Annotated in this window: 25 protein-coding genes and 1 other RNA gene; 12 read left to right on the plus strand and 14 right to left on the minus strand. The window is 29.3% G+C overall.

The features are described from left to right. Window positions 1-8: 8 nt before the first annotated feature. Together E1I18_RS00915 and def are read right to left on the minus strand one after the other, a co-directional pair. Entirely contained in the window at window positions 9-1,160 is a 1,152-nt protein-coding gene (locus E1I18_RS00915) for a hypothetical protein (RefSeq protein WP_141483734.1), read from the minus strand. Between the two features lie 59 nt (window positions 1,161-1,219). Continuing rightward, the gene (def, locus tag E1I18_RS00920; RefSeq protein ID WP_141483735.1) at window positions 1,220-1,807 is read right to left on the minus strand and encodes a peptide deformylase; all 588 of its coding nucleotides are present in this window, start codon (window positions 1,805-1,807) and stop codon (window positions 1,220-1,222) included. Between the two features lie 34 nt (window positions 1,808-1,841). Here def and rsmD point away from each other — a divergent pair, with 34 nt between their 5' ends. Then, window positions 1,842-2,390 carry a 16S rRNA (guanine(966)-N(2))-methyltransferase RsmD gene (gene rsmD, locus E1I18_RS00925; protein WP_141483736.1) on the plus strand — a complete coding sequence of 183 codons (549 nt, stop codon included), beginning with the start codon at window positions 1,842-1,844 and terminating at the stop codon, window positions 2,388-2,390. A gap of 81 nt (window positions 2,391-2,471) precedes the next feature. Here the strand turns inward: rsmD and ffs are convergent. Beyond that, an RNA gene (gene ffs, locus E1I18_RS00930) (signal recognition particle sRNA small type) lies at window positions 2,472-2,561 on the minus strand. 50 nt (window positions 2,562-2,611) lie between these two features. On the opposite strand from ffs, the gene E1I18_RS00935 reads away from it, so the two are divergent. Then, a complete protein-coding gene (locus tag E1I18_RS00935; RefSeq protein ID WP_141483737.1) occupies window positions 2,612-3,589 on the plus strand; it encodes a LacI family DNA-binding transcriptional regulator in 978 nt (325 codons plus the stop codon). Between the two features lie 42 nt (window positions 3,590-3,631). On the opposite strand, the gene smpB is transcribed toward E1I18_RS00935, so the two are convergent. Continuing rightward, on the minus strand, window positions 3,632-4,075 hold the full coding sequence (smpB, locus tag E1I18_RS00940; RefSeq protein ID WP_141483738.1) for an SsrA-binding protein: 444 nt from the start codon (window positions 4,073-4,075) through the stop codon (window positions 3,632-3,634). Between the two features lie 74 nt (window positions 4,076-4,149). Between smpB and E1I18_RS00945 the strand changes: the two genes are divergently transcribed. Then, window positions 4,150-5,175, plus strand: a complete 1,026-nt coding sequence (locus E1I18_RS00945) for an N-6 DNA methylase (protein WP_141483739.1) — start codon at window positions 4,150-4,152, stop codon at window positions 5,173-5,175. On the opposite strand, the gene E1I18_RS00950 is transcribed toward E1I18_RS00945, so the two are convergent. From E1I18_RS00950 to gyrB, 3 genes are all read right to left on the minus strand, one after another. Beyond that, window positions 5,172-5,849: a restriction endonuclease gene (locus tag E1I18_RS00950; protein WP_141483740.1), complete on the minus strand. Its 678-nt coding sequence runs from the start codon at window positions 5,847-5,849 to the stop codon at window positions 5,172-5,174. The two genes, E1I18_RS00945 and E1I18_RS00950, sit on opposite strands and share 4 nt — an antisense overlap. 115 nt (window positions 5,850-5,964) lie before the next feature. Continuing rightward, window positions 5,965-6,276, minus strand: coding sequence for a thioredoxin family protein (locus E1I18_RS00955; RefSeq protein WP_141483741.1), 312 nt, complete (start codon window positions 6,274-6,276; stop codon window positions 5,965-5,967). A 92-nt stretch (window positions 6,277-6,368) separates the two neighbouring features. Then, window positions 6,369-8,297 carry a DNA topoisomerase (ATP-hydrolyzing) subunit B gene (gyrB, locus tag E1I18_RS00960; protein ID WP_141483742.1) on the minus strand — a complete coding sequence of 643 codons (1,929 nt, stop codon included), beginning with the start codon at window positions 8,295-8,297 and terminating at the stop codon, window positions 6,369-6,371. A gap of 117 nt (window positions 8,298-8,414) precedes the next feature. On the opposite strand from gyrB, the gene E1I18_RS00965 reads away from it, so the two are divergent. The 6 genes from E1I18_RS00965 to E1I18_RS00990 all read left to right on the plus strand — a co-directional run bounded on the left by E1I18_RS00965 (window position 8,415) and on the right by E1I18_RS00990 (window position 14,477). Then, complete coding sequence (locus tag E1I18_RS00965; RefSeq protein WP_141483743.1) at window positions 8,415-9,803, plus strand: DUF2179 domain-containing protein; 1,389 nt, start codon at window positions 8,415-8,417, stop codon at window positions 9,801-9,803. A 119-nt stretch (window positions 9,804-9,922) separates the two neighbouring features. After that, the gene (locus E1I18_RS00970) at window positions 9,923-10,828 is read left to right on the plus strand and encodes an HpyAIV family type II restriction enzyme (RefSeq protein WP_141483744.1); all 906 of its coding nucleotides are present in this window, start codon (window positions 9,923-9,925) and stop codon (window positions 10,826-10,828) included. Window positions 10,829-10,949: 121 nt separating this feature from the next. Next, entirely contained in the window at window positions 10,950-11,750 is an 801-nt protein-coding gene (gene nadE, locus E1I18_RS00975; RefSeq protein WP_141483745.1) for an NAD(+) synthase, read from the plus strand. Continuing rightward, entirely contained in the window at window positions 11,751-12,488 is a 738-nt protein-coding gene (locus E1I18_RS00980) for a YebC/PmpR family DNA-binding transcriptional regulator (RefSeq protein ID WP_141483746.1), read from the plus strand. It begins immediately after the preceding gene. 84 nt (window positions 12,489-12,572) lie between these two features. After that, window positions 12,573-13,496, plus strand: a complete 924-nt coding sequence (locus tag E1I18_RS00985; protein ID WP_141483747.1) for a hypothetical protein — start codon at window positions 12,573-12,575, stop codon at window positions 13,494-13,496. A gap of 9 nt (window positions 13,497-13,505) precedes the next feature. After that, window positions 13,506-14,477, plus strand: a complete 972-nt coding sequence (locus tag E1I18_RS00990; RefSeq protein WP_211334691.1) for a DNA-methyltransferase — start codon at window positions 13,506-13,508, stop codon at window positions 14,475-14,477. 64 nt (window positions 14,478-14,541) lie between these two features. On the opposite strand, the gene E1I18_RS00995 is transcribed toward E1I18_RS00990, so the two are convergent. From E1I18_RS00995 to E1I18_RS01015, 6 genes are all read right to left on the minus strand, one after another. Next, window positions 14,542-15,336 carry an alpha/beta fold hydrolase gene (locus E1I18_RS00995; protein ID WP_141483748.1) on the minus strand — a complete coding sequence of 265 codons (795 nt, stop codon included), beginning with the start codon at window positions 15,334-15,336 and terminating at the stop codon, window positions 14,542-14,544. Window positions 15,337-15,514: 178 nt separating this feature from the next. Continuing rightward, window positions 15,515-15,742 (minus strand): hypothetical protein, encoded by a 228-nt coding sequence (locus E1I18_RS03800; RefSeq protein ID WP_235888470.1) that lies wholly within the window; start codon window positions 15,740-15,742, stop codon window positions 15,515-15,517. Next, entirely contained in the window at window positions 15,687-16,247 is a 561-nt protein-coding gene (locus E1I18_RS01000) for a nitroreductase family protein (protein WP_235888471.1), read from the minus strand. Before E1I18_RS01000 ends, E1I18_RS03800 begins: the two co-directional genes overlap by 56 nt. Before the next feature lie 39 nt (window positions 16,248-16,286). Next, the gene (locus E1I18_RS01005; protein WP_141483749.1) at window positions 16,287-16,889 is read right to left on the minus strand and encodes a ribonuclease HII; all 603 of its coding nucleotides are present in this window, start codon (window positions 16,887-16,889) and stop codon (window positions 16,287-16,289) included. 26 nt (window positions 16,890-16,915) lie between these two features. After that, window positions 16,916-17,782: a hypothetical protein gene (locus E1I18_RS01010; protein WP_141483750.1), complete on the minus strand. Its 867-nt coding sequence runs from the start codon at window positions 17,780-17,782 to the stop codon at window positions 16,916-16,918. Between the two features lie 26 nt (window positions 17,783-17,808). Then, window positions 17,809-18,723 carry an RluA family pseudouridine synthase gene (locus tag E1I18_RS01015; RefSeq protein ID WP_141483751.1) on the minus strand — a complete coding sequence of 305 codons (915 nt, stop codon included), beginning with the start codon at window positions 18,721-18,723 and terminating at the stop codon, window positions 17,809-17,811. Window positions 18,724-18,930: 207 nt separating this feature from the next. On the opposite strand from E1I18_RS01015, the gene E1I18_RS01020 reads away from it, so the two are divergent. Genes E1I18_RS01020 through E1I18_RS01030 form a run of 3 tightly spaced genes read left to right on the plus strand, consistent with a single transcriptional unit; the run spans window position 18,931 to window position 22,366 of the window. Next, on the plus strand, window positions 18,931-20,907 hold the full coding sequence (locus E1I18_RS01020; RefSeq protein ID WP_141483752.1) for a phosphate ABC transporter permease: 1,977 nt from the start codon (window positions 18,931-18,933) through the stop codon (window positions 20,905-20,907). Further along, entirely contained in the window at window positions 20,900-21,721 is an 822-nt protein-coding gene (locus tag E1I18_RS01025) for a phosphate ABC transporter ATP-binding protein (protein WP_141483753.1), read from the plus strand. The genes E1I18_RS01020 and E1I18_RS01025 overlap by 8 nt, the downstream gene beginning before the upstream one ends. Further along, window positions 21,722-22,366 (plus strand): phosphate signaling complex PhoU family protein, encoded by a 645-nt coding sequence (locus tag E1I18_RS01030; RefSeq protein ID WP_141483754.1) that lies wholly within the window; start codon window positions 21,722-21,724, stop codon window positions 22,364-22,366. A 22-nt stretch (window positions 22,367-22,388) separates the two neighbouring features. Here the strand turns inward: E1I18_RS01030 and E1I18_RS01035 are convergent, their stop codons facing one another. After that, a complete protein-coding gene (locus tag E1I18_RS01035) occupies window positions 22,389-23,783 on the minus strand; it encodes a phosphotransferase (RefSeq protein WP_141483755.1) in 1,395 nt (464 codons plus the stop codon). Between the last annotated feature and the right edge of the window lies 1 nt (window position 23,784).

Genomic DNA, 23,784 nt, shown 5'->3' on the forward strand with positions numbered 1-23,784 from the left:
CTTAATTATTAAATTTGGTTGCTTTGAGCAGCTTTTTTGTGTTTTTTTACTTTTTTATTATCTAGATAGGCCGACAAGAATTTTTTAGCGATTTTTTTGGTTTCTTGATCAACATCATCTCCAAGAAATGTTTTTGCTAATTCATCGGCAACTGCATCACGTTTTTCAGGTGGTATATTGGTTCCGATTTTGTTTATATTAGGTGGAAGAACAACATCAACATTTACGCTATCAGCGTCTTGATTATGTTTCTTTACCACATCAACGAATTCAGTAATTTTTTGTTTAACTTGTTTCTTTTGATTATCGGTTATTGGAATGTTTTTTAACTCTTTTTTGAATACGTTGAATGATTCATCAGTTTTTGTTATTCCGCTTACTAATACATCAACTGTTTTTGTTACTTCATTAATTGAATTTGTTTGATCAGGGTTTAATTTTTTTGGAAAAGGTGTTACTACAACTGCATTTTTTTCCACATCATATTCAACCTTTGAGTCTTTAAAAACATCAGAAATGTCTTTAATTTTTTCTATTTTTATGTTTTGATTTTTAAGTTCAATAAATGTTTGAAAAAGAGGCACTAGTCTTGATATACCAATAATTTTTCCATTAGATATGCCACTTAATATTTTGTCATTAATTTCAATTACTTTATTAGGTCCTCCAACACCTGCAATATTAGAAATACTCATCGATAAAGGAAGTACGGTTATTGGTGCAACCAAAGCACCTGTTATTCTATGAATACCGACTTTTTTGTCTCTTTTTTTCAATTTTTTAACAGTTATTCGTGAAAGTGTTGAAACTAAATCAGCAATAATTAAAGAAATTATGTGTGCTGGTATGAATATTACAAGGAGTAAAATACCGGCCACAACACCATCTATTTCTGTTTTATACTTCATGTAATATTCTTTTATTTTCGCATCAGGCAGTGTGATATGCTCAATGAGGCTAAATTTAGATACAAAGATTACACCTGCAATTGAGTAGGCTAATGTAAGCATCAATAGAATAAATGAAGGTCAAAATCCTTTAGTTACACCTCAAAGCACAGCTAACAAGATTAATACTGCATAAATTCCTATTACTAGGTATGCTAATCAATTGTGATTGCCTACAAAAAAGTTAGAAAGTTTAGTTATAAAGTCATTCATAAAAATTATTATATATTTATTTTTAATTAATAATTAAAAAAGACACATTTGTGTCTTTGCTAGTCTATTAAACGTGAATTTTCCACCTGCTTAAAAGGATTTGATTTATTAATATGATCAATAAATAATTTGCCATTTAAATGGTCTAATTCATGTTGAGCAACAATTGCTAAATATCCAGTTAAATCTACTCGCACTCATTTATTTTGAAAATATGAGTATGCTTCAAAAATTATTCGGTTTGCTCTATAAACATATCCACGTTGGTTTTTGATATTGCTTCCAACACTCAAACAACCCTCACCCTCAATTAAAGAAGCTTTAAAATCGCTTTTTGTAATAATTTTTGGATTAATAAACAAGTCGCGCAATGTTTTTTGCTTTCCTTCAAGAAGAGGTGAATCTTGGTCGCTAAAATTAATATAAAACATATTTTTTAATATTCCATATTGAACAGCCGCAACACCTACTCCAGGTTGATATTCAGTATCCTCTTGTTGACTATTATCAATATGATAGATCATTGCTTCGGCGAGTTGTTTATCTTCATCATTTAGAGGTCAAGGGACATCGTGAGATTTTTTTCTCAAAACTTTGTTAGGCAACTGAACAATATTAAATTGTTTTACTTTCAATTTATAATTCATATTTATAATAATAACACAAATAAATGGAGTTTAGATGCTAAGAGTAATTTCAGGAAAATATAGACACAGACTATTGCAAAGACCAAATGAGCAGATTACTAGACCAACAAAAGATTCAGTGCGTGAAGCAATTTTTAATGCACTGCGTTTTGATATTGAAAATTCAATAGTTTTGGACATTTTTGCAGGTTCGGGTTCATTAGGTATTGAAGCATTAAGTAATGGAGCAATGAAATGCATCTTTGTAGAGAGCAAAAAAAAAGTTTTCAATATTCTTAATCAAAATCTTAACTCGCTAAATATTAAAAATGCTGATGTTTATTGCACTGATGCACTAAATTTTTTAAATAGCAAACAAGGAATCAAATTCAAGTATATTTTTGTTGATCCGCCTTATCGTGAAGTGGAATTATTGAACCAAGTTTTAGAACTTATTTTTTCTTATAAATTTTTAGAATCTAATGGCCTTGTTGTTGTTGAAATTGATGATGTAAATAAAATAAAGTTACCAAAAAAATCATGCATTCAAAAACTCAAAAAATATGGTTTAACTTCCATTGTTTATATTTCACACAATAATTAAAATTTTTAATTTCAGACGTTTTATGTTTAATCAATTTATTTATAAGCAGAGCAATTTTGCTAAAAGTACTCAAAAACGTGTAAAAAAAAGCTAACAGACACAACACTATTGACGTGGCTGCTATGTTCCCATCCTGACCAGTTTACAACGTTATTGTTCTATTAGCATAAATATTATAAAAGAAACAAAAAAATATGGTAATAATTTTATATAATTAAATTATGAGAAGTTTTTCATATAAAGATGTTTCGAAATTGGCTAAAGTGTCAATATCAACTGTTTCTAGATACTACAATGGTGGTTATGTAAGTAAAAAAACTCGTGGAAAAATTGAAAAAGTTGTTAAGGAGCATGGATATTATCCGAATAATGGAGCAAGACTTATTAAAGGGAGAAGTCGTTCTATATTTACAATTGTTCCTGAAACTTTTAAAAATGCATATAACCACATTATTACTGGTATTGAGAAAAGTGCAAGAAATCGCAATAAAAAGGTGTTTATTATTCACTCGACACCTGAGCAAGAAGACTTTATTGAGATAATCAAATATTGTATGTCTTGAAAACCAAATGCAATTGTGCTATTTTTGCCAAGTTTTGACAACGATAAAATTATTAAATATATTAAAGAGCATGTTTTTGAAACAACGCTTGTTATTTATGGTGAACAAATTACAGGATTAAACTGAATAGATGTCGATGTTGAGAATGCTTTCTTCTCGGTAACACAAAAATTTATTAGTTATATTGAAGAAGGTCAAAAACTTATTTATGCAGACGACTACAAACTTTCACCACGCCAAAAAGACTTAAGATTTTCAGGATTTAGACAAGCTTGCGAAAAAAATGGAGTTTTATACGAACGATATTTAATAGATAATAAAAAAATATATGAAGTTCAACGATTTCAAAAATACCTTATTGATAATGGACATGTTAATGTTGTGTGTTCAACGCACGAATCATTTATCAATTTAGTTAGTTCAAACGATAATCAATTGCGCCTTACTGATATAGGTACAAGTTCAATATATGATACTCAGCGAAAATACAAAACAAAAATTTTCATTGACTATCAAAAGATTGGTGAACACATTGAAGGAATCATAACTGAACAAGAAACTAAAAAAGCAGAAAACAACTTTAATGAACCTTCAGAAATTGTGTTTAAACCAATGATAATTACACAAAACAAGTAGTTTTTCAATAAAAAACAGAGATTTTGATTGATTTCTCTGTTTTTATTTGTAGTTTTGCATAACTTTACGAAGATATTTTTCAGTATCTTTTTTCTTCATTTCTTGTCTTTTGTCTGCTTTATTCATAGCAACCACAAGTGCAATTTCAAGTTTAATTTTTGAATTATTAGCAAAATAAATTTTTACAGGCAAAACAGTTGCATTACCCATTTTATCTTTTTTGCTTTGCAAACGTAGCAGTTCATTTTTATGCATTAAAAGTTTGCGGTCTTGTGTTTCATCACATTTTACAAGCATGAATTGTTTGAATGTTGCATTACATAAAAAAAGTTCATTTTTGCGAAAAAAACAATAAGCATTAGTTAGTTGAACAGTATTTGCGCGGGCTGACTTAACTTCTCAACCTTGTAAAACGATACCAACTTCATATTTTTCAATGATGTTATGGCCATACAGACCTTTTCTATTGTCGCTTATTAGTTTCATATTGCTCTATTATACTAAATAATTTTTCAGTCTTTTTTGACTAAAAAATATGCATTAATATAAAATAAATATATATGAATAAAGAGCGCTTAGGACAGGTTTTTACACCATTAAATATTGTTAAAAAAATGGTCAATTTAATTACATTTAACAAACCTAATTTAGTTCTTGAACCTTCATCGGGAACTGGTAATTTTTACTTTGAATTAATAAAAAAATATGACAATGTGATTGGAGTAGAAATTGACCAAAACATTGCTCATAAAGGCGCTTTGGTAAAATCATACTTTGAAACTAAATTTAAAGCAGACGTGATAATCGGTAATCCACCATATGTAGAATTCAAAAATATATATCAAAAACCACAATCAAATATTCTTGTTCATAAACCCAACCTATTTCACTTCTTTTTACAGAAGGCTCTTGATGATCTTAATGATAATGGAGAACTTATTTGAATAGTTTCAAGTTCAATTTTTACTAATTCATCTGCAAAAGAATTAAATAAAAAAATATTTCATGATTTTTCAATCACTTATTGAGAACAGATGCCTGAAAACATTTGACAAAATGCTGCCGTTCCTACTGCAATAGTTAAAATTGTTAAACAAAAAAACCATCCTCAAAAATTGGATTATTTTTTGAGTAATGGCAAAATTATTTTTGGAAATAGGGTTGTGTCTATTACTGATGTAGTGATAAAAGTAGGTGGTGCAAGTGGTTTTAAAAATAATCTTTCTTCAGGACCAATTGACTTAGTCGACTCTCAGACTGAACGAACAAAACAAACTATAAAGATTACATATGAACCTAAAAAGTGAATTAGACCAGTACCTAAAGCACCTAAAAACTTTAAGTACATGATTTTTGTAAATACAAAAACAAGAAACGAACATCCTTTTTATATGCTTGAAAATCTCAAACAAAACGAATTTATTCACTATGATGCCGCAGTGTTAGCTATTTACACATTTAGCAATATCAATGAAACCAAAGATCTGATGGATAAATTAAATAATTTTGATTGAGAAAAAGCAGGAATTAAAAAAGACGGTAGATTTCACTTTTCTCAAAGCATTTTACATGCGATGCTTTGCTAATTATCAATATTTTGTTCAAAATATTCAAAGAAATCGTGCTCGATTTGAGCTCTTTTTTTGATGCTTTCAGCAAAATTGTCAAGTATAAATTTCTTTGCTTGTTCAAATGTACGCTCAATTTTTTGACGGTTGTCGCTTCAAACACATTGAAAAGGTAGGTTATTACCATTTGGAGTTAATGATTTTAATTGTTTAAGAGAATTTCAAAATAAATCGCTTGTATCGTTTTTATTTATCACAATAAAATAATAGTCTTCATTATTTGGTTGCATATTTTGCTTAAGCTCCATAAAATATTTGCTTCAATTTATTTGATTATCAAATTCTGGTGCTTTACCTGTTAATGCAAAATATACACCTAATTTTGAGTTTAGATTATCGCTACGACCCTTATCAATATAGGTTGTTTTGATGTTTATAGGAATAAGCTTATTATCAGTCTCTAATGCCAAATCAAATCAATGTCTGATCTTTGGAATTATTAGTTTTATACCTCTTTTATTAAAAAAATCATTCAATTCATTATTCATCGCTATTTGATTAATAATCTCTTGTTCATCCAATGCAGAATTTATTCGACCATCTTCATTATGAGGTGATAAAGTTATTTTTATTTCACTCAATTTTTTTGTAATATATTCAATCGCTTCATGATCACTATTTTTAAATTTCATACATTTCATTGTACATTTTTCTTCGCTTAAAGCAAACATATAGTTGCGGATAACAAAAAAAGTCGAACGTTTTTAACGTGCGACTTTGCATTTTTATCTTGGTCTTTTGTTTAAATTAAAGATGTTTTTTAACAATTGTTTGAAATTCAGCATATAGCATATATCCTGAACCTTTTTCAACAACTTCGCCACCTTTAATAATAAATCATGTTGGAAGAGTTTTGATACCAAATTCATTCGAAAGCATTCTGTTTTTGTCTGTATCAATACGTACAACATTAATACCATCTTTTTCAGATAATTCTTCTAATGTTGATTTAAATAATCTACATGGTGGACATCATGTTGCATGGAAAACAATAACATAATCGCTGTGTTCTGGAAGGAATTGTTCTTTGTATTCTTGTTCATTTAATTCTCTAAACATACTTACCTCTTTTCTATTTATAAAAACATTTTATTATAAAAAATGAATTTTTCAATAAAAAAACACTAATATTTTAACTTTTTGCAAAAATGCTATAAGTCAATATTTTTTACATACTTAGCGTTTGCTTCAATAAATTCACGACGCGGAAATACTTCATCCCCCATTAATGTTGTAAAAGCTCAGTCAGCTTGAGCAGCATCACTTATTTGAACTTGTAACATTTTTCTATTGTCAGGGTCCATAGTAGTTTCTCACAACTGTTCAGCATCCATTTCACCTAAACCTTTGTAACGTTGAACAGTAACTTTTTGTCCATCATTCATTTGAGCTAATAATTGATCTTTTTCTTGATCGCTATACACATATTTGAGTGTTTTACCTTGCTGCAATCTATATAAAGGAGGTTGAGCAATATACACAAAACCATACTCAATTAGAGGTCTAAAATATCTATAGAAAAATGTTAATAGCAGTGTTCGAATGTGTGAACCATCAACATCGGCATCGGTCATAATAACTATTTTGTGATATCTTAATTTGTTGATATTGAATTCTTCGCCAACTCCAGTACCTAGTGCAGAAATTAACGAAAGAATTTCTGCGTTTGCAAAAACTTTGCTTGGAGTGTTTTTTTCAACATTGATAACTTTTCCACGCAAAGGTAAAATCGCTTGTGTTTCACGGTTTCGACCGTTTTTGGCTGAACCACCAGCAGAATTCCCTTCGACAATATATAACTCAGAAATCTCAGCATTTTTTGAAGAACAATCAGCCAATTTTCCAGGAAGTGAACCTGAATCAAAAACAGTTTTTCGTCTTGCAGCATCACGAGCAGCTTGACCCGCAAGTCTCGACTTACGTGCATCAAGCATTTTTTGAATTAATAATTTTGCTTCAGCAGGATTTTCGTTTAAAAATCTTTCAAGAGACTCACTAAACACTTTGTTAACGGCTATTCTAGCATCTTTATTTCCAAGTTTACCTTTAGTTTGGCCTTCAAATATTGGATCTGTGTGTTTGATTGAAATAATTGCAACAATACCCTCTTTAATATCATCACGAGTTAATTTTTCGTCCTCGTTTTTGATGTAAGAATTAAGCAACGCATACGAGTTAATCAATCGAACTAATGCATCGTAAAAACCACTTTCATGAGTACCACCTTCACCAGTAATAATGTTGTTTGCATAACTTACAACATTGCCAGTGATTTTTGTGTTATATTGAACTGCAACCTCAACATATACAGCAGGATCTTGTCCTAATGAGTACTCGCCTTCAGCATAAATTACATCATTGTGAATTAATTTTTGACCTTTGTTAAGTTCTTTAACATAGTCAATTATTCCACCCTCAAAACGGTATTCTGCTGAAGTGTTATCTCGCTCATCGCTAACTTGAATTCTTAAACCTTTATTTAGATAAGCAATTTGTTTAGCATGGTCAATAACTGCAATTTTGTCAAAAGGGTGTTCATCCATAATGCTAAAATCTGGTTTAAATTTAATTTTTGTACCTGTATCATTTGGATCAACGTCTGCAATAACTTGTAGATGATTAACAATTTGACCACCGTTTTGAAATCTTGCATAGTGCAATTTAGAATTACGTTTTACTCAAACTTCTAAGTCTGTACTCAATGCATTAACAACTGAGGCACCTACACCATGCAAACCACCTGAAACTTTATATGATTCAGTATCAAATTTTCCACCAGCGTGCAAAACAGTCAAAACTGTTTCAACAGTTGAAAGACCAGTTTCAGGGTGAATATCCGTCGGTATTCCCCGTCCATTATCTTCAATTTCAACATAACCATCACGTGTAAGTGTAATTGAGACAAAATTTGCATAACCAGCCATACATTCATCAACTGAGTTGTCAACTATTTCTCAAATTAAGTGGTGTAGACCGCGTAATCCTGTTGAACCAATGTACATTCCAGGTCGAACACGAACTGCTTCAAGTCCCTTTAACACCTTGATATTCGATGCGCCATACTCTTTATTTTCGCTCATTTTGCCTCCTTAATTAAACTATTTAATATTATATTAAATTATTCTAATTTTTGAATTATAATTATAGAAGACTAAAGCTTTTTTTAGTGTTTTTTTATACTATCGAAAGGAGAGAAAATGGAAAAAGAAAATAATTTTAAACATGTAAATGATGATCAAAATCAGGAACAAAATACAGTTAATAATGCCGATTTAGACATTTTTACTCAAGAAGATGGCCATCCTGTCGTTAAAAGAGTTGAACGTAAAAACACAAATTACAAATATACAAAAATGTCAAACTTTGTTTTGAAATTATCTCGTTTTTATGCTCCGATGCCAATGTGAAAACTTGCCACAATTACCTCAGGTTTAGCAGTTATATTTGGTATTATCAGTGTATTTTTTGTTAAAAATCCAGGGATTTATAACTTTGGTGCTGCTGCTTTTGGTCAAGCAGCTGCACGTATAACAAACGTACTTTTAAAAAATAATCCATCAATCACACCTGAAATTTATAATGTTATTGACCACGCATTATTCTGAATTTTGTACATAATCTTATCAATTCCAATATTTATTTTTGGTTGAAAGAAAACAGGAAAAATATTTACACTTTTAACTATTTTATTTCTTGTTGTGTCTAGTCTTGTATCATTCTTAATTGGACAAATTCCAGGCACTGATAAACTCTATATAATTGGTAACTTTGCTCACAATGATATACCTGAAAAATTAAAAGATCATATCACTAAAGAATATTTTGGAAACAAAAGCCAAATGTGATCATTAATTCCACTTGCATGAAATGACGCAGGTAATGTAATTGCTCAAATTATTTTTGGTGTTGTTTATGGTGCAGTGCTAGCATGATTTTTTGCTGTTATTGCTATTATAGGTGGTTCAGCAGGTGTAACAGGTATTATTGGTGAATATATGTCTGTTGTTAAACGTAAAAATTTCGGAACAATTAATGGTTATATTAACTTAGTAATATTGGTTATAGCAGTGTTTATAGGTTCATATTTACCAGGTTCATTGTTAATTGATTCATTTAAACATGTTCAACCTGAACAATTAGCAGCTAGTGTTGCTGTAAAAGGTACATTCGAATATGGTAAAGCTCTTGAAGCAATTAATTCACTTAATTCATTAGCTTGAAAACCATCAATGTATTTATCGCCTAACTTTGTTTCAACATTTGTTTCAAACTTTATTTTTGTGATATTTTTAAACAAATTATTCCCTAGATTTAAAGTTGTGCAATGTAAAATTTACTCACCTCATATGAGTGCTATTAAAGCTGCAATTATTGGTGACCAAAAAACAATTAATAGTTTTACAGTCACTGTTGGTGAAGGTGGTTATTCAGGTGCAAAAACAAAAATTCTTTCATCAATTACACTTTACAAACAAATTCCAAGACTTATTAAAAAAGTTAGATCAGTAGACAAAAATGCATTAATCACTGTATCTAATGTAGCATCAGTTGATGGTAAACTATACATTCCTGAAAACAAATTCTAAAGTAGCAAAGCTACTTTTTTAGTTATATGATTATATTTTAATTATAATTAATTAAAGTAAATATAAAGAAGAACATTTTACCAAAATACTCATTTTTGAGTACTTTACGAAAGGAAATTATGGATTATACAAGCTTTGAACTGCGTGCAAACTCAATATTATTAAATGGAAATGGTCCTAAATTATTACAAAAAATAATTAATTGTCCATATAGATATGATTCTAATTTGCAACCATTTAACCTTATCACTAAACTGGAGCAAGCCTTCATTAGATCTCAAGAAAATAAATTCTACAAATTTTTGATTGAGTGTGCTGAATTTTTAATTAGTCAGTCATTTGAAAACGAAGGTATTGAGTATGTTAAAAAATCATTTGTTTTGCGCTATCTCAATACCGAGAATACTGATGAAAAACTTTTATCGCCTGAAGAAATTACACAAAAAACAGTCACTGTAAGATTTAGAACTTCTATTGCGTTCATTGATAAAAACTCAAAGACGTTAAATCTTATATTTGCTAAAAAACGCGATGTTTTATCGTCTGGCGATATTGAAAAACTAAGTGCAAATATTGAACAAAGAATTAAAGCTTTACAATTGAATTACATTGATTACAAGATCAACTACAGCATATGATTTGTTGAAGACAATTACTCAATTAATTATGATTATTTTAATAATTTTGCCACCACAATAAATAACGAAAATACACGTTTTTCAGTATTTTATGGAGCAAACTTGTTCAATGAATTCAATAAGACTGCTGAGTGAAAAGACATTCAAGAGCACATTAAAACATTCAAAGAAAAAGACCTTTCAAGTTATCTAAAGATGCCAAATTTAGCCATTGATCCCGAAACATACAAATATATGTGCGAGATGAGCTCATCAATGTGAGAAAAACTAAACAGTGATGACTATTTTATGACTAAAATTAGAGAACTAATATTTAGCGCATATAAAGACAACAACTTAACTAATGCAATTAAACAGAGACAAAATTCAACTATAGAAAGCGAATAATTAATTTATAACTGAACAATTAAGCAAATAATTCAATTAAAATATTCATTAAAAGCTTTAATTGTCTTGTATTTTTTGTTTCAAAATATAATTTATATATATGTCTTGAAAGGAGGTTTAAATGGCCTCTCCACGAATTGGTTTAAGAAAAAATAATGACTTAGTTTCTCAACCTCAACAACAAAGAATTGAGTCTTATACCAACTATTTAATTAACTGACTTAAACAAAGAGTAAAAAAAGCACATTGCAAAGGTATTGTTGTAGGTATTTCAGGTGGAATAGATAGTGCTTTGGTAGCTGCATTGGCTAAAAAAGCATTTCCAAATAATACTCTTGGAGTAATTATGCCTATTGATGATATGAGTTTTGATTTAGCACACATTGAAGAATTAAAAAGCAATATTAATCTTGAAACAATAACAGTAAATTTGAAGTCAACTTTTGACGAAATTACACGTTTTACAATGGTTAATAACAAAATGAGTTTAAGCAATATTAAACCACGTCTTCGTATGACTGCTCTTTATGCATTAGCTCAACAACACAATTATCTAGTGTCAGGAACTGACAATGAAGATGAAATTTTTATAGGTTATTTTACTAAACATGGCGATGGTGGTGTTGATATATTACCTATATCTAGATTGCTTAAAAACGAAGTGCGCTTAATGGCTAAATTCCTTAATGTACCAGATAGCATAATTAATAAAAAACCTTCAGCCGGACTTTGAGAAGGTCAAAGTGATGAAGATGAACTAGGTTTTTCATATAATGAATTAGATAATTATTTAAATAATAATTTAGATTTATTGAATAGTAATATAAAATTAAGAATTGAAGGGTTGCACAAAGCTACACATCACAAACGACAAAAAGCTTACCGACCAAAAACTATTGAAGAATTTTTAAAGGAGAAATAAATGGCAGGACACTCACATTCAGCAAATATAGCACATAGAAAAGGAGCTCAAGATAGAGCTCGTGGTAAAATTTTCCAAAAATTATTTAAAGAGATTTATGTTGTTGCTACTGGACCAGGTGGTGCAGACCCCGATTCAAATCCAAGTCTAAAATTAGCAATTGCTAAAGCAAAATCAAAAAATATGCCTAAAGCAAATATTGAGAGAGCATTAGCAAAAGCCAAAGGAGAAGCAAAAGAAGGTGCAAGCTTTGTAGAAACACTTTTCAATGCAACTATCGCAGGTGGTGCAACATTTTTAATTAAAACATTAAGCGATAATATGAATCGTACAAAATCAAATATGGCTGCATTATTTAATCGCCAAAACGCTGTTTTAGGCAAAACTGGACAAGTACCATTTCAATTTGATTTTGTTGGTGTTCTTGAAATAGCTCACGATTTAATTGATGAAGATACAATAACCCTAACTGCACTTGAAAATGGAGCTAATGACATTGACACCAGTGAAGAGTCTTATTTAATTACTTGTGCTCCTGAAGCATTTCCAGGACTTAAACAAGCCATTGAAAATGATTTAGGTATCAGTGATTTTCTTCAATGTGAAATAACTTATTGAGCTAACTCAACTGTTTCATTTGATGCTGAAAAGACTGAAAAAATCAAAGAATTTATTGCAAAACTTGAAGATGATGACGATGTTCAAGAGGTTTACCATAACATTGAAATTGATGAATAATAATAAATCGGTTATGCCGATTTTATTATTGCGGTATCAGAATTAAACAAATTTAGTGAATGTATATGATAGACAGGAGGTGTGATGGCATTTTTAAATAAAGGACAAGCGCATAATATTGGAACAAATGGTGAATTTAAGGTTCTTGATTGATTTAATGATAAAAAAAACTCAATTAGCATAAGAAATAGATTGGAGAAAATACTAGGCAGACAAATTCACAATGAATTCAATTTTGTTTTGCTGGGTGGCACTTCTAATAGACCAGATATTGTGGATATTGAAAATAATATAAATATTTCTGTTAAGTCAAAAAAGTATGATGCTAATTCCGGTTATCACGGTACATTTGATTTGATTAATACAACAATTAATAATGTTTATAGTGATATTGATACTGATAATTTAAATGATTCGTATGTATCAAATATTCAACATTGAGAAAGCGATGAAAAAAAATCAATACTTGAGTTATTGCAAAACTACAAAGACAAAATAGAAAAAATTGATCGAAATATTGATAAAAATTCTTTTAAAAATGTTATTAATGAGGAAATAAACAAAATAATCAATAACATTGATTACACAACTATTAATCTACTTTTTCAAAAAATATTTGAGAAAGAACGCGACACAGTTGATGTTATTAGAGATTATATTAATTCACCAGACGAAGACATTTTAGAAGATGATATACACTTTTTAGATACAATGTGAATAAGAAAAGAGTTTGAAAAACTAGATCAAAACACAACATACGAAACAAAAAATTCTTCAATTAGACTTAAAAATACTGATGGTAGTAATAGTGTTTTTAGACTTCGTGTTGTTTTAAATAATGGTACTGAAGCTTTAATGAGAAATTTAGGCATTATTGAACAACAAAAAGGAAAGAATTCTAGTTCTGTTTTAACATTTAAAATTCAGGTGGATGACGTTCAAAAAATTGTAGATAATTACAGTGTTTCATCTATTAAATTTACCAAAAAAAATATTTTCATTAGATAAGGTCTAAATATGAAACCAACATTTAATATAAAAAATATTGATTATAGAGTATTTTTAGACGAAATCCCGGACAAAAGCATTGACTTCATATGTATTGATCCACCTTATGGAAAAATAAATGGAATGATTTTATCTGGTCAAAAGAAAAAGATTGATTGAGATACAAACATTGATTGAGTCGATTTGTTTGCTCGTTTTAATAGAATAATTAAAGATGGCGGAACAATAGCGTGTTTTGGTCAAAACCCTACTTATTCAAATATGATATTATCAAATACCAAAGATTACAAATATGAGTTAATTTGAGTTAAAAACAATGCTGCACAAGGTTTTCATGCAAGTAAAATGCCCCTTAATTTCACTGAAAATATCGCTATTTTTATTCACAACGAAAAAGCGAATTCAAAAAGAATATTTAACAATATTTCACAAAGTATTGAGATTGATAAGTCTGTCCATTTTTGTCGATGATATGCGCAACAAATGCTTAAATTCATCAATAAACCGAGAAGGAAGATTCATAGTGAATTAGGTCACAGAAAACTTGAATTCTGATTCTATTATACAGGCGAACATTTTGGTATTTTGAGTGAAGTACTTTATAATCAACTTATAGATAAATATCAAATTAACAAATGAAAAGATTTTGTTTCTTATTCGCATCTTAAAGAAATCTGAAACAATGAAAAAAAGAATTCTTCGGGAATTAAACTTGAAGGTTCAAAGTATAGCAATACATTGAACAATGTTTTAAATGTCGCTAAAGAAAACATTTATTTACATCCAACACAAAAACCGGTTGAATTAATGGAAAAGTTAGTTTTAATGTATTCTAATGAAGGCTGTACAGTGTTAGATTGTTTTATGGGTTCTGGTTCAACAGGTGTTGCAGCAATACGAAATAACAGGAATTTTTTAGGTTGTGAGTTAGACAAAAAATACTTTGATATTGCAGTATCCAGAATTGAAAATGAGCAATAAAAAAAGCTAGTATACAAACTAGCTTTTTTACGTTAAGTACTTAAATATGTGTATATTGGTAAAATTACTTATCTAAAAATGGTTCCAAAATTGAAATAAATTCATCTCAGTTTTCTTCAAACATCATATGTCCGGTTTTCGGAATATAAATTGTTTTTACATCCTTAACAACTTCATTGAAATATTTTAGACAATTATCACGATCAATAACACCGTCCTTTTCTCCTAAAATCAATAATGTAGGCGCTGTTATTGATTTTAAACCTTCTTCAATTTTTTCATGCAATTCAAGGACAGGTAGTGATTTACCTAATCTAACTACATCTGCATTATTGAATGAATCAGCATCGAATGTTGCTTTAGTTAATCTCATTCATTTTTCATTTGATGTAAACTTAGAAATATCATAGTAAAGCACACTTAAAAACACTAAAAATTCATCAAATGTTTTTGGGAAATAGGTTTTTTCATATGTTGGTGCAGTTGATAAAGAAGTTTTATTCATTGGAGCAATATAAACCATTTTTTTGAATAAATTAGGCTTCATTTTGTATGCAAGAGAAATTGTTGCACCACCCATCGAGTGTCCTATTAATGTTACATTTTTTAGATTGTTTTTCTCAACAAATTCAACTAGTAATTTAGCAAATTGTGGTACTGATAAATCATGTCCCTTAACTGCTTTTACACCATTGTTTCCAGGGAATTGAATTGCATAATAGTTGCATTTTGTTCAGTATTTTTCGAAAATACTGAATGTATGTGGTCCTGAATTGAACCCGTGTACAAACACAATATTTTCAGAATCGTTTCCATTGTCCTTAAAAACATATGGATAGTCATATATTATTTCTTTCATTTTTCACCTCACAGATTAATTTTACCAAGATAAAATATCAAAGCTTTAAATTAGGATTTTTTGTCTTGATATGTTGAGTTTTGATATACTTTTATAGCGATGAGCCGCCATTGAAGCATAACTTCAAATGTACCGCCTATTTTTAGGCGTTTTTTTATAAAAAAATAAGCCTTTTAGCTTATTTTTGAAGTTTTAATCCTCAAATTTCTTCAATTAATTTAGTGTCCATTCTATAACTTGATGCAGATTTAATTGTAGCTTCTTTTCAACTTCATGGTTTTTTATCTGGCATGGTTTTAGCAAAATATTTTGCTAATTCTTGGTCGTATAAATTGATATCGCTTTCAAGTCTATTGATGTCATATTTGTCTTCAAAAAATTCTATTCATTTTTGGTTTGATTTCACCTTTATTCAATGGATAACCAATTGATAAACCAATAACTGGAAATGCTTGACCTTTTATATTTAATGCTTCAATTAGATCTTTTTCCATTGTTCGAGCAAGACCTAAAAAACATGAACTAAGGCCTAATTCCTGTGCAACATCTTGAGCCATTGTTGCTTGAATAAATGCATCTCCAACTGCTACAGTGTATGCTTCACTTGAATGTTTATCATACTCATATTCACTGAAATCTCTATGAGCAATTTGCATTCTATTGAAGTCAGCAACAAAAACAAGAAACATATCACATGTCTTAATTGAACCAGTGTATTTATTTGCTTGTCCTAATTTTTCAAGGATTTTTTTGTCCCTTACTACAATAACACTTGACGAGTGTCAATTAGATGATGTTGGTGCTGAATTAATAACATCCATTATTTTTTTGTAGTCTTCTGAAGATATTTTTTTGGTTGTGTCATACTCTCTGACTGTATATCTTTGTTTTAATTTATCTGCAAAATTCATTTTTTCTCCTTTTAATAATGCTAACAAAAAACAAGTTTTTTATTGCAAATTTAATACCTTTTTAACATTTTTATACGTTTTTCTATGCTCCGGACACACATTATATTTTTCAATAAGCGCTTGATGTTTTTGTGTTCCATAACCTTTATGTTCTTCAAAGTTATATTGAGGATAAATTTTTGCAATTTCACACATATATCTATCTCTACTTACTTTAGCCAATATTGAAGCAGCTGCAACACTCAATGATTGAGAATCACCTTTGACTAAATTTAGTTGTGGAATATTTTCAATGCTTAATTTTTCAAAATCAGTGATTATGAAGTCTATATTTTTGGTTTGCTTCACTATTTGTTCCATTAGAAGTCTTGACGTTTGTTTTGGATTTAACAAATCCACTGTTTTTGCTGACGCAAAAAGAATTTTGTATTCTAATGCATCATTGATAATTTGCTCAAAAGCTACTTCACGCATTTTTGGAGTTAGTTTTTTTGAATCATTGATAAGAGAGTTTTGATAATTTTTAGGAAGCACAACACCTGCTACAACAAGAGGTCCAGCACAACAACCTCGTCCTGCTTCATCTAGTCCGATAATAAAGTTGTATTTATTTAATGTTTTTTCAATATCTAAATTGAACATAAATAAAAATAATAGTGGTTAAACCACTATTGATTCTCCTTGTTTGAATTTTGAGTTATTGTAATAATTGTTCGTGCAAGTTCTTCTTTTTCCATTGTTTCATATCCGCTAATTGAAAGTTTTTTAGCAATTTCAAAAAGCTTTTCATTCGGCAATTCAAGAAGACGTTTGTAATATTTATCTTCTTTTTCTTTTGCTGCATTTACAATTATTGCTTCTTCTTCATCGTTTTGGTTTTGTTGTGACTCAGATTGAGAAGCCGAGCTTGATGAAGCCGCATTATTTGCATTATTAATTAAATCTTGTACTGATTCAACAAGTTGTTTGTATTCAGGTTGCTTCATCATTTCTTCATGTTGATGAACTTGAGCAAACAAAACATAGATTTTTTTAGTTTTTCTAAAGAACACATAATAGAAGACTACCAATAAAACATTTAAAAATACTTGTGTAACTAGGTTGATTATTCGAACAGGGTTCAATTGTTGATTTGAGTTATTTAGTTTAGTAAAAAAAAGAGAAATTAGTTGTAAAACCGCTACAAATGAAAGAATGCCATAGAAAATTAAGGTATTATTACTCAAAAATCTAAACGATTTGTTTTTGTAGCTCTTAAAAACACTTATAACTCAATCTATTGAAAAATAAATAACTGCGCCTACTAATAAGATACTAAAAAATAAGTCAAAACTATTTGCACCAGTTAAATCTTTGAATGATTTACCCTCAAAATAGAATGTGTCAATAATCCCTAATAAAAAATTTAAAAAATAGAATAGTGAAATTATTATTGAGCTAACTGTAGAACCAATTATAAATTTTCTAAATTTTGTTGGTTCATTTTCTCAAAGAATTTTTGAGTTTAGTTCCTGATTTGGTGAAAAGTCAAACATTGTACTCCTTTATTAATATTAATATTTTACTCTATAAACAACTGATTAAAGTCATAATCAGCAACATTAAATTCTTTTGGTATTGGTGCATAAATTTTAATGTTTTCATTAGTCATCGGATGAATAAATTCAAGTTTGTATGCATGCAATCTTTGATTAAAATCATCAATTTTTTTATTATAAACAGGATCGCCATACACAGGGTTATTGATGTATTTAAGATGCACTCTAATTTGATGCGTTCGTCCTGTTTGTAGTTCACAACGAACTAGTGACTTAGGTTCTTTATCTAAATAGAAGTGTTTGAGAAGATAAACTGTTGTAATTGAATCTTTGCCATCTTTATGCACAGTCATTTTTTTGCGATCATTGCTTTGTCTATTAATTGGAAGATTAATTTTAGTGGTTTTGTTTTTGATTAAGCCATCACAGATAGCAATATAAGAACGCTTAATTTCATGATTTTTCAACATTTGGGCCAATTTTATGTGTGTTTCATTGTTTTTTGCAATGATCAATAGGCCTGATGTGTCTTTATCAATACGATGCACAATTCCTGGTCTAAGCAATCCATTTTCATTTGAAAGCGTTTTAAAATGATGCAAAAGTCCATTGACTAGTGTGTCGTTATGGTGTCCGGGAGCAGGGTGAACTACTAGATTTGAGGGTTTATTTATCACTACTAAATAGTCGTCTTCATAAACAATATCCAATACCATTTCAGTAGCAACAACATCAGTTTGTTTATCAAGAAGTCTGGTGATTGTGATGTTTCAGCCCTCCTGAACAATATATTTTGGTTTATTAACTGGAATTTTGTTGTCATCAAGATACACAGCACCTTGCAAAATGAGTTCTTTTACGTCATTTCGTGATAAATCACTATTGTCTGCAATATATTTGTCTATTCTTTCTTTATATTTAACTTCTAACTTTAACATATATAAATAATAAAATAAATTATTAAAAAAATAATTAAATTATTTATATCATTCGTGGTATTATAAACTTAAATATGATTGATGTTAGGTTAGCAAAACAAATCAATACTATTTCAATGGACACTACACAATTTTGCTCGTGTGATGTGTATTTTTACGACAGTTTCGATACTAATTTTTTAGTATCGAAATTTTATTTTTTGACTGATGAATTCAGTAATTAAGTCAAAAAAAGTTGCTAACCATATTGCAAAAGCAATTATATTTTCGTTTGGTTCATTGAGTGTTTTGGCACTCATTTCAATGTTTGGATTCATTATTTATAAGGCTTTTCCAGCATTGCAAAATGGTGGTTTTAAAAATATTTTGCTCTCTTCAAATCTTAATAATTACGGAATTTGAAGTTCATTATTAATTTCAATAATTGTTGCTTTTGGAGCTGTATTTTTAGCTTTGCCAATTGCAATTAGAATTGCAGTAGTTATTCGATTTAGATTGAAAAAAACATCAAAAATTGTGCGCTCAATAATTGAAGTTATGTCTGGAGTACCTTCAATAATTTTTGGAGTTTTTACACTTAATTCTCTAGGGCCTTTGACATCAACAATTTTACGTATACACACAAATTTGAATATAATTAGTGCAATTATTATGCTTGCAATTATGTCGATTCCAACAATGGTTTCTTTAATTGTTAATCAACTTTTCACATTGCCTAATCACCTAATAGATGCTTCAATTGCTCTTGGAAATTCAAAAACATACTCAATCTATAAAGTAGGTTTAAAATACATAAAAAGTGGAATTTGGATAGCTGTTCTTGTTTCTTTTGGACGAGTAATTGGTGAAACAATGGCTACCGCCATGATATTGAATAGACTTGCTCCAAAAAATATATTTCTAAGTAACTTTTTTGGTGAAAGTTTTATGACTCTAGCAACAACAATAGCAGCATTAATGTTTACTGATAGTTCTGATCCTCGTACAGTGCAAGTTGCGTTTGCTATGGGTTTGAGTTTGTTTGTTGTGGTTATGTTTTTAGTGCTTGCTGTATATAAAATTTCAAGCAATAAAACATACAATAAATTTGACTTAATTATGTACCATCAAAATAAGTTAAATAAACTCAAAATATATAGAGCAAAATTTACCAAAACTATTGCTTTTTCAGTATTTACGTTAAATTTATTGTTGAGTATATTTAGTTATTTATTCTTATTAATTGTGTATGCAATAAAAGTGTTTTTTGTTACTATTAAGCAGCGAGTAAACAACTGGTTCAAAATTAAACCATCAACAATTAAATCTCTATCAATGCGTGTTGATATTTATAGAGAAGCAATGGAATGAATTCAACTTTTATTAGTGTTTTTATTCATAGGGTGATTGTTATATGATGTTGTTTTTTGAGGTTCAAAAGCCTTCAATATTAATGATCTATACGTCTATAAAAATGGTGTTGCTAACTCACTGGTTTGAACATTATTATTGATTTTAGCAACATTAATAATTGCATTTCCAATTTCACTTTTTGGTGCATTATTTCTTTCAGAATACGCAAAAAATAAATGATATGGACGATTGATTCAGTTCTTTTTAGATTGTTTAGGTTCAACGCCTTCAATAATTTTTGGTATGTTTGGCTTGGTTGTATTTCTCAACACATTTAATCTTTATGGTGCTGGCAAAACATCTTTAATTGCGGGTGCTTTAACAATGGTTTTAGTTATTATTCCTTCATATACTCGTTCAATAGAGCAAGTTTTGAGTAAATTTCCTGATGAATTACGCAATGCCTCAATGGCTCTTGGTGCTTCAAAATTTGAGACAATTAGAAAAATTGTTTTACCAGCTGCACTAAACGGAATAATCACTGGTACAATAATTGCAATCAGTAGAATTATTAGCGAAACTGCTCCTGTGTTTTTAACACTCGGAATGAACTTTAATCCAAATTTTGGACTAACTCAATATGGTCAAACATTGACTACATCAATATTGGCCAATCAATTATTTGGAACTGAGTCATATAACAACAAAATTGCAATTTCATATAAGTTTGCATTCATAACAATATCAATAATTATTATCTTAACAATCAGTATATACTTAATTGATCCAATAGTAAAAATAGTTAAAAAAGCGCACAAAAAATCAATGCAAAGAAGGTACAACTATGAGTAAGCATATTTTTGAGATTAGAAATTTTAGCTTCTTTTATCCAGAAAACAAGCAAGCATTAAAGAACATAAATATAAATATTGAAGAGAATAAAGTAACAGCATTTATAGGACCTAGTGGTTGTGGAAAAAGTACTCTTCTGCGTTGTTTTAATATGATGAATGCTGAAATTGATGGTGTTTTTATGCAAGGAGATTTGCTATTTAGGGGCTTTAATATTGTAAAAAATAAACAAAATTGACTACAGAGACTAAAACAAATTTTTCGCAAAAAGTCAAAAAGTTCAAATTACATTTCGCGCATTGAATTGAGAACAAAAGTTGGTATGGTATTTCAAAAACCTGCAATATTTCCAATGTCAATCTTTGAAAATGTTGCATACGGTTTAAAATCTAATGGAATTAAAGACAAAGAACAAATTAAAAAAATAGTAAAAGAATCATTGCAAAAAGCTGCATTGTGAGAAGAAGTCAAAAACAGACTACACGATAATGCTGAAGGACTTTCTGGTGGTCAACAACAAAGATTGTGTATTGCTCGAGCTATTGCTCTTAGTCCTGATGTCCTTTTAATGGATGAACCAACAAGTGCTCTTGATCCAATTGCTACCACCAAGGTTGAAGAACTGATCGCTTCACTTTCGGGACAATATACAATTATAATTATTACTCACTCAATGCAACAAGCAGCTAGAATTTCAGATAATACTGCATTTTTTTACAAAGGTGAATTGATTGAATACAACACGACTGAAAAAATGTTTACACGACCAAAAGTTGAATTGACTTCTGATTACATAAACGGAAAGATGGAATAAATGAACACAATATTAACTAAATCTGTATTTGCTATCAAGCAATCTGTTGTTGAAATGGCTAAACGAGTAGTTCAACAACACCTAAGAGCCTACAATGCTCTAAATTCAATTGATAAAGACGTCTTAAACTCAATAATAAATGATGATCAGAAGCTTGATAATGAGTATTTAGAAATTAAAAAACAAATAAATTTTGAGCTTACAAAAGAGCCATTAGGTAGATACCTGCGTAGATGTGTATCGTATTTTATTATTGTAAAAGAACTCGAGCGCATTGGCGATTATGCTAAACAAATTTGCAGATTTTTATTGATTTATATTGAACCCGCAAACACTTCTATAGACAGAATAAAACGATTATACACAGACGTTATGCAAAATATGAATATGTTGAGTGAGATAATATTGAGCGAAGATATTGAAAAAATCAATCAAACTGCAGCATATGATGTACACATAAATAAAATGACTGATGAAATAATTGAAGAGTTAATTCGTTCATTTACAAACTCAAAGCACACTCAAAGCGAAAATGCTGAACGTGTTCATTTGCTAAAATTAATTCAGAATCTTGAACGAGCAGGTGACCACGTTGTTAACATCTGTGAAGAATTGCGATATGTAGTTACAGGTAAATATAAATAAAATTACAGTTTTACTGTAATTTTTATTTTGTTAAATAACCAATGTTATCCTTAACATGCTTGATTAATCACTCAAAATCAAAGTTAGGGTTATAAGTTAAAGATCAAGAAATTCCATAAAAACACACAATAGCTTTTACACGGTAATAATCTTCTAAAACTACTGAAAAATGAGTATATTCGGAATATTTGTTTAAGAAATCTTGTTCAGTATTTTTACCATAATCCATGTCCGCGCAGTGATAGGCAAGGTCAAAATATTTTGAATTCATTGACGCATACTCTAGGTCAATAAGTTTAATATTTCCATTTATATCACACAGGATATTATTTCTGTTTAAATCGTTGTGACTTGGTACTTCATTTGGTAAAAGCATAGAGTTTTGGATTATTATTTTTTGTGTTTCTTTGTCGAATGTTTCATTGAATTTTTGATGGTCTTGAAGTTTGGATACATAATGTTCAATTCTTTTTGCAATTTCGTTGTTAGGAAGCTTTATTTTTGATTTGTGTAATTTAGCAATAACTTTTGCTAAATCACCACGCATGTTTGCATTGCTAAAATTAGGTGTCGATCCCTTAATGAATTTACGAATCACAATATCTTTGTTTTCAAAGATTACAGGCTGAACAAAATCTAATTTATTGAAGATTTTTGAAGAAATACGATGATTAAAACCATTTTTTATTTTCTGTTGCATAAAAATATCATTTTTAACAAACGATTTATTAGTATAACCCTCAGATAAAGGTTTAGCATCCTTATAAAATTCTTTAGAGCTATATATTTTTTCATATGCATATTCTCTAAATTTCTTAGCAATATAAACCATTTCACTAAATTCAGTGGATGAGATTTTAAACTCATTTTGAAGTAGTTTTTTGCTAAAACCACCATTTAAATAAAGTGTTATTGCGTCAAAAAATGGATGCACTTTCCTTACTCATTCAAAATCAATTAGTTCAACTTCGTTGTCTTTGCTTATTAAAATATTTTTAAGTCCTAAATCACAATGTCCCGTGACCAAATCACACGTTTTTGAGTATTTTTGGACTAATTGTTGATATTTTTTTGACCCCTTTTTATAGTAAAATCAGTCCATATTTGGAACCCTTACATCTAGATTATGAAACTCTTTTACTTTATTAATTATCGCTTTTTGTATTGAATTGTTTAACTCAACTTCTTCTGCTGTTTTACTATCTGATCATTCTCGAATAAAGTAGCCATCTTCATAGAAAATTGTTTTAGGCACCTTTGATAAAACCTCTTTTTCAACAGAATGGTCAGCCAGTTCATTTAATGGAACTCTATATTGAACCTGTTTACCTTTATACATTGCTTTATATGTTGTGTTGTGAAAACCTTTATAGAATAGTTCAATGTCTTGAAGTTCGCTAATTATTTTGTTTTTCATG

Source organism: Mycoplasmopsis mucosicanis, assembly GCF_006546935.1.
Lineage (GTDB): Bacteria > Bacillota_I > Bacilli_A > Mycoplasmatales > Metamycoplasmataceae > Mycoplasmopsis > Mycoplasmopsis mucosicanis.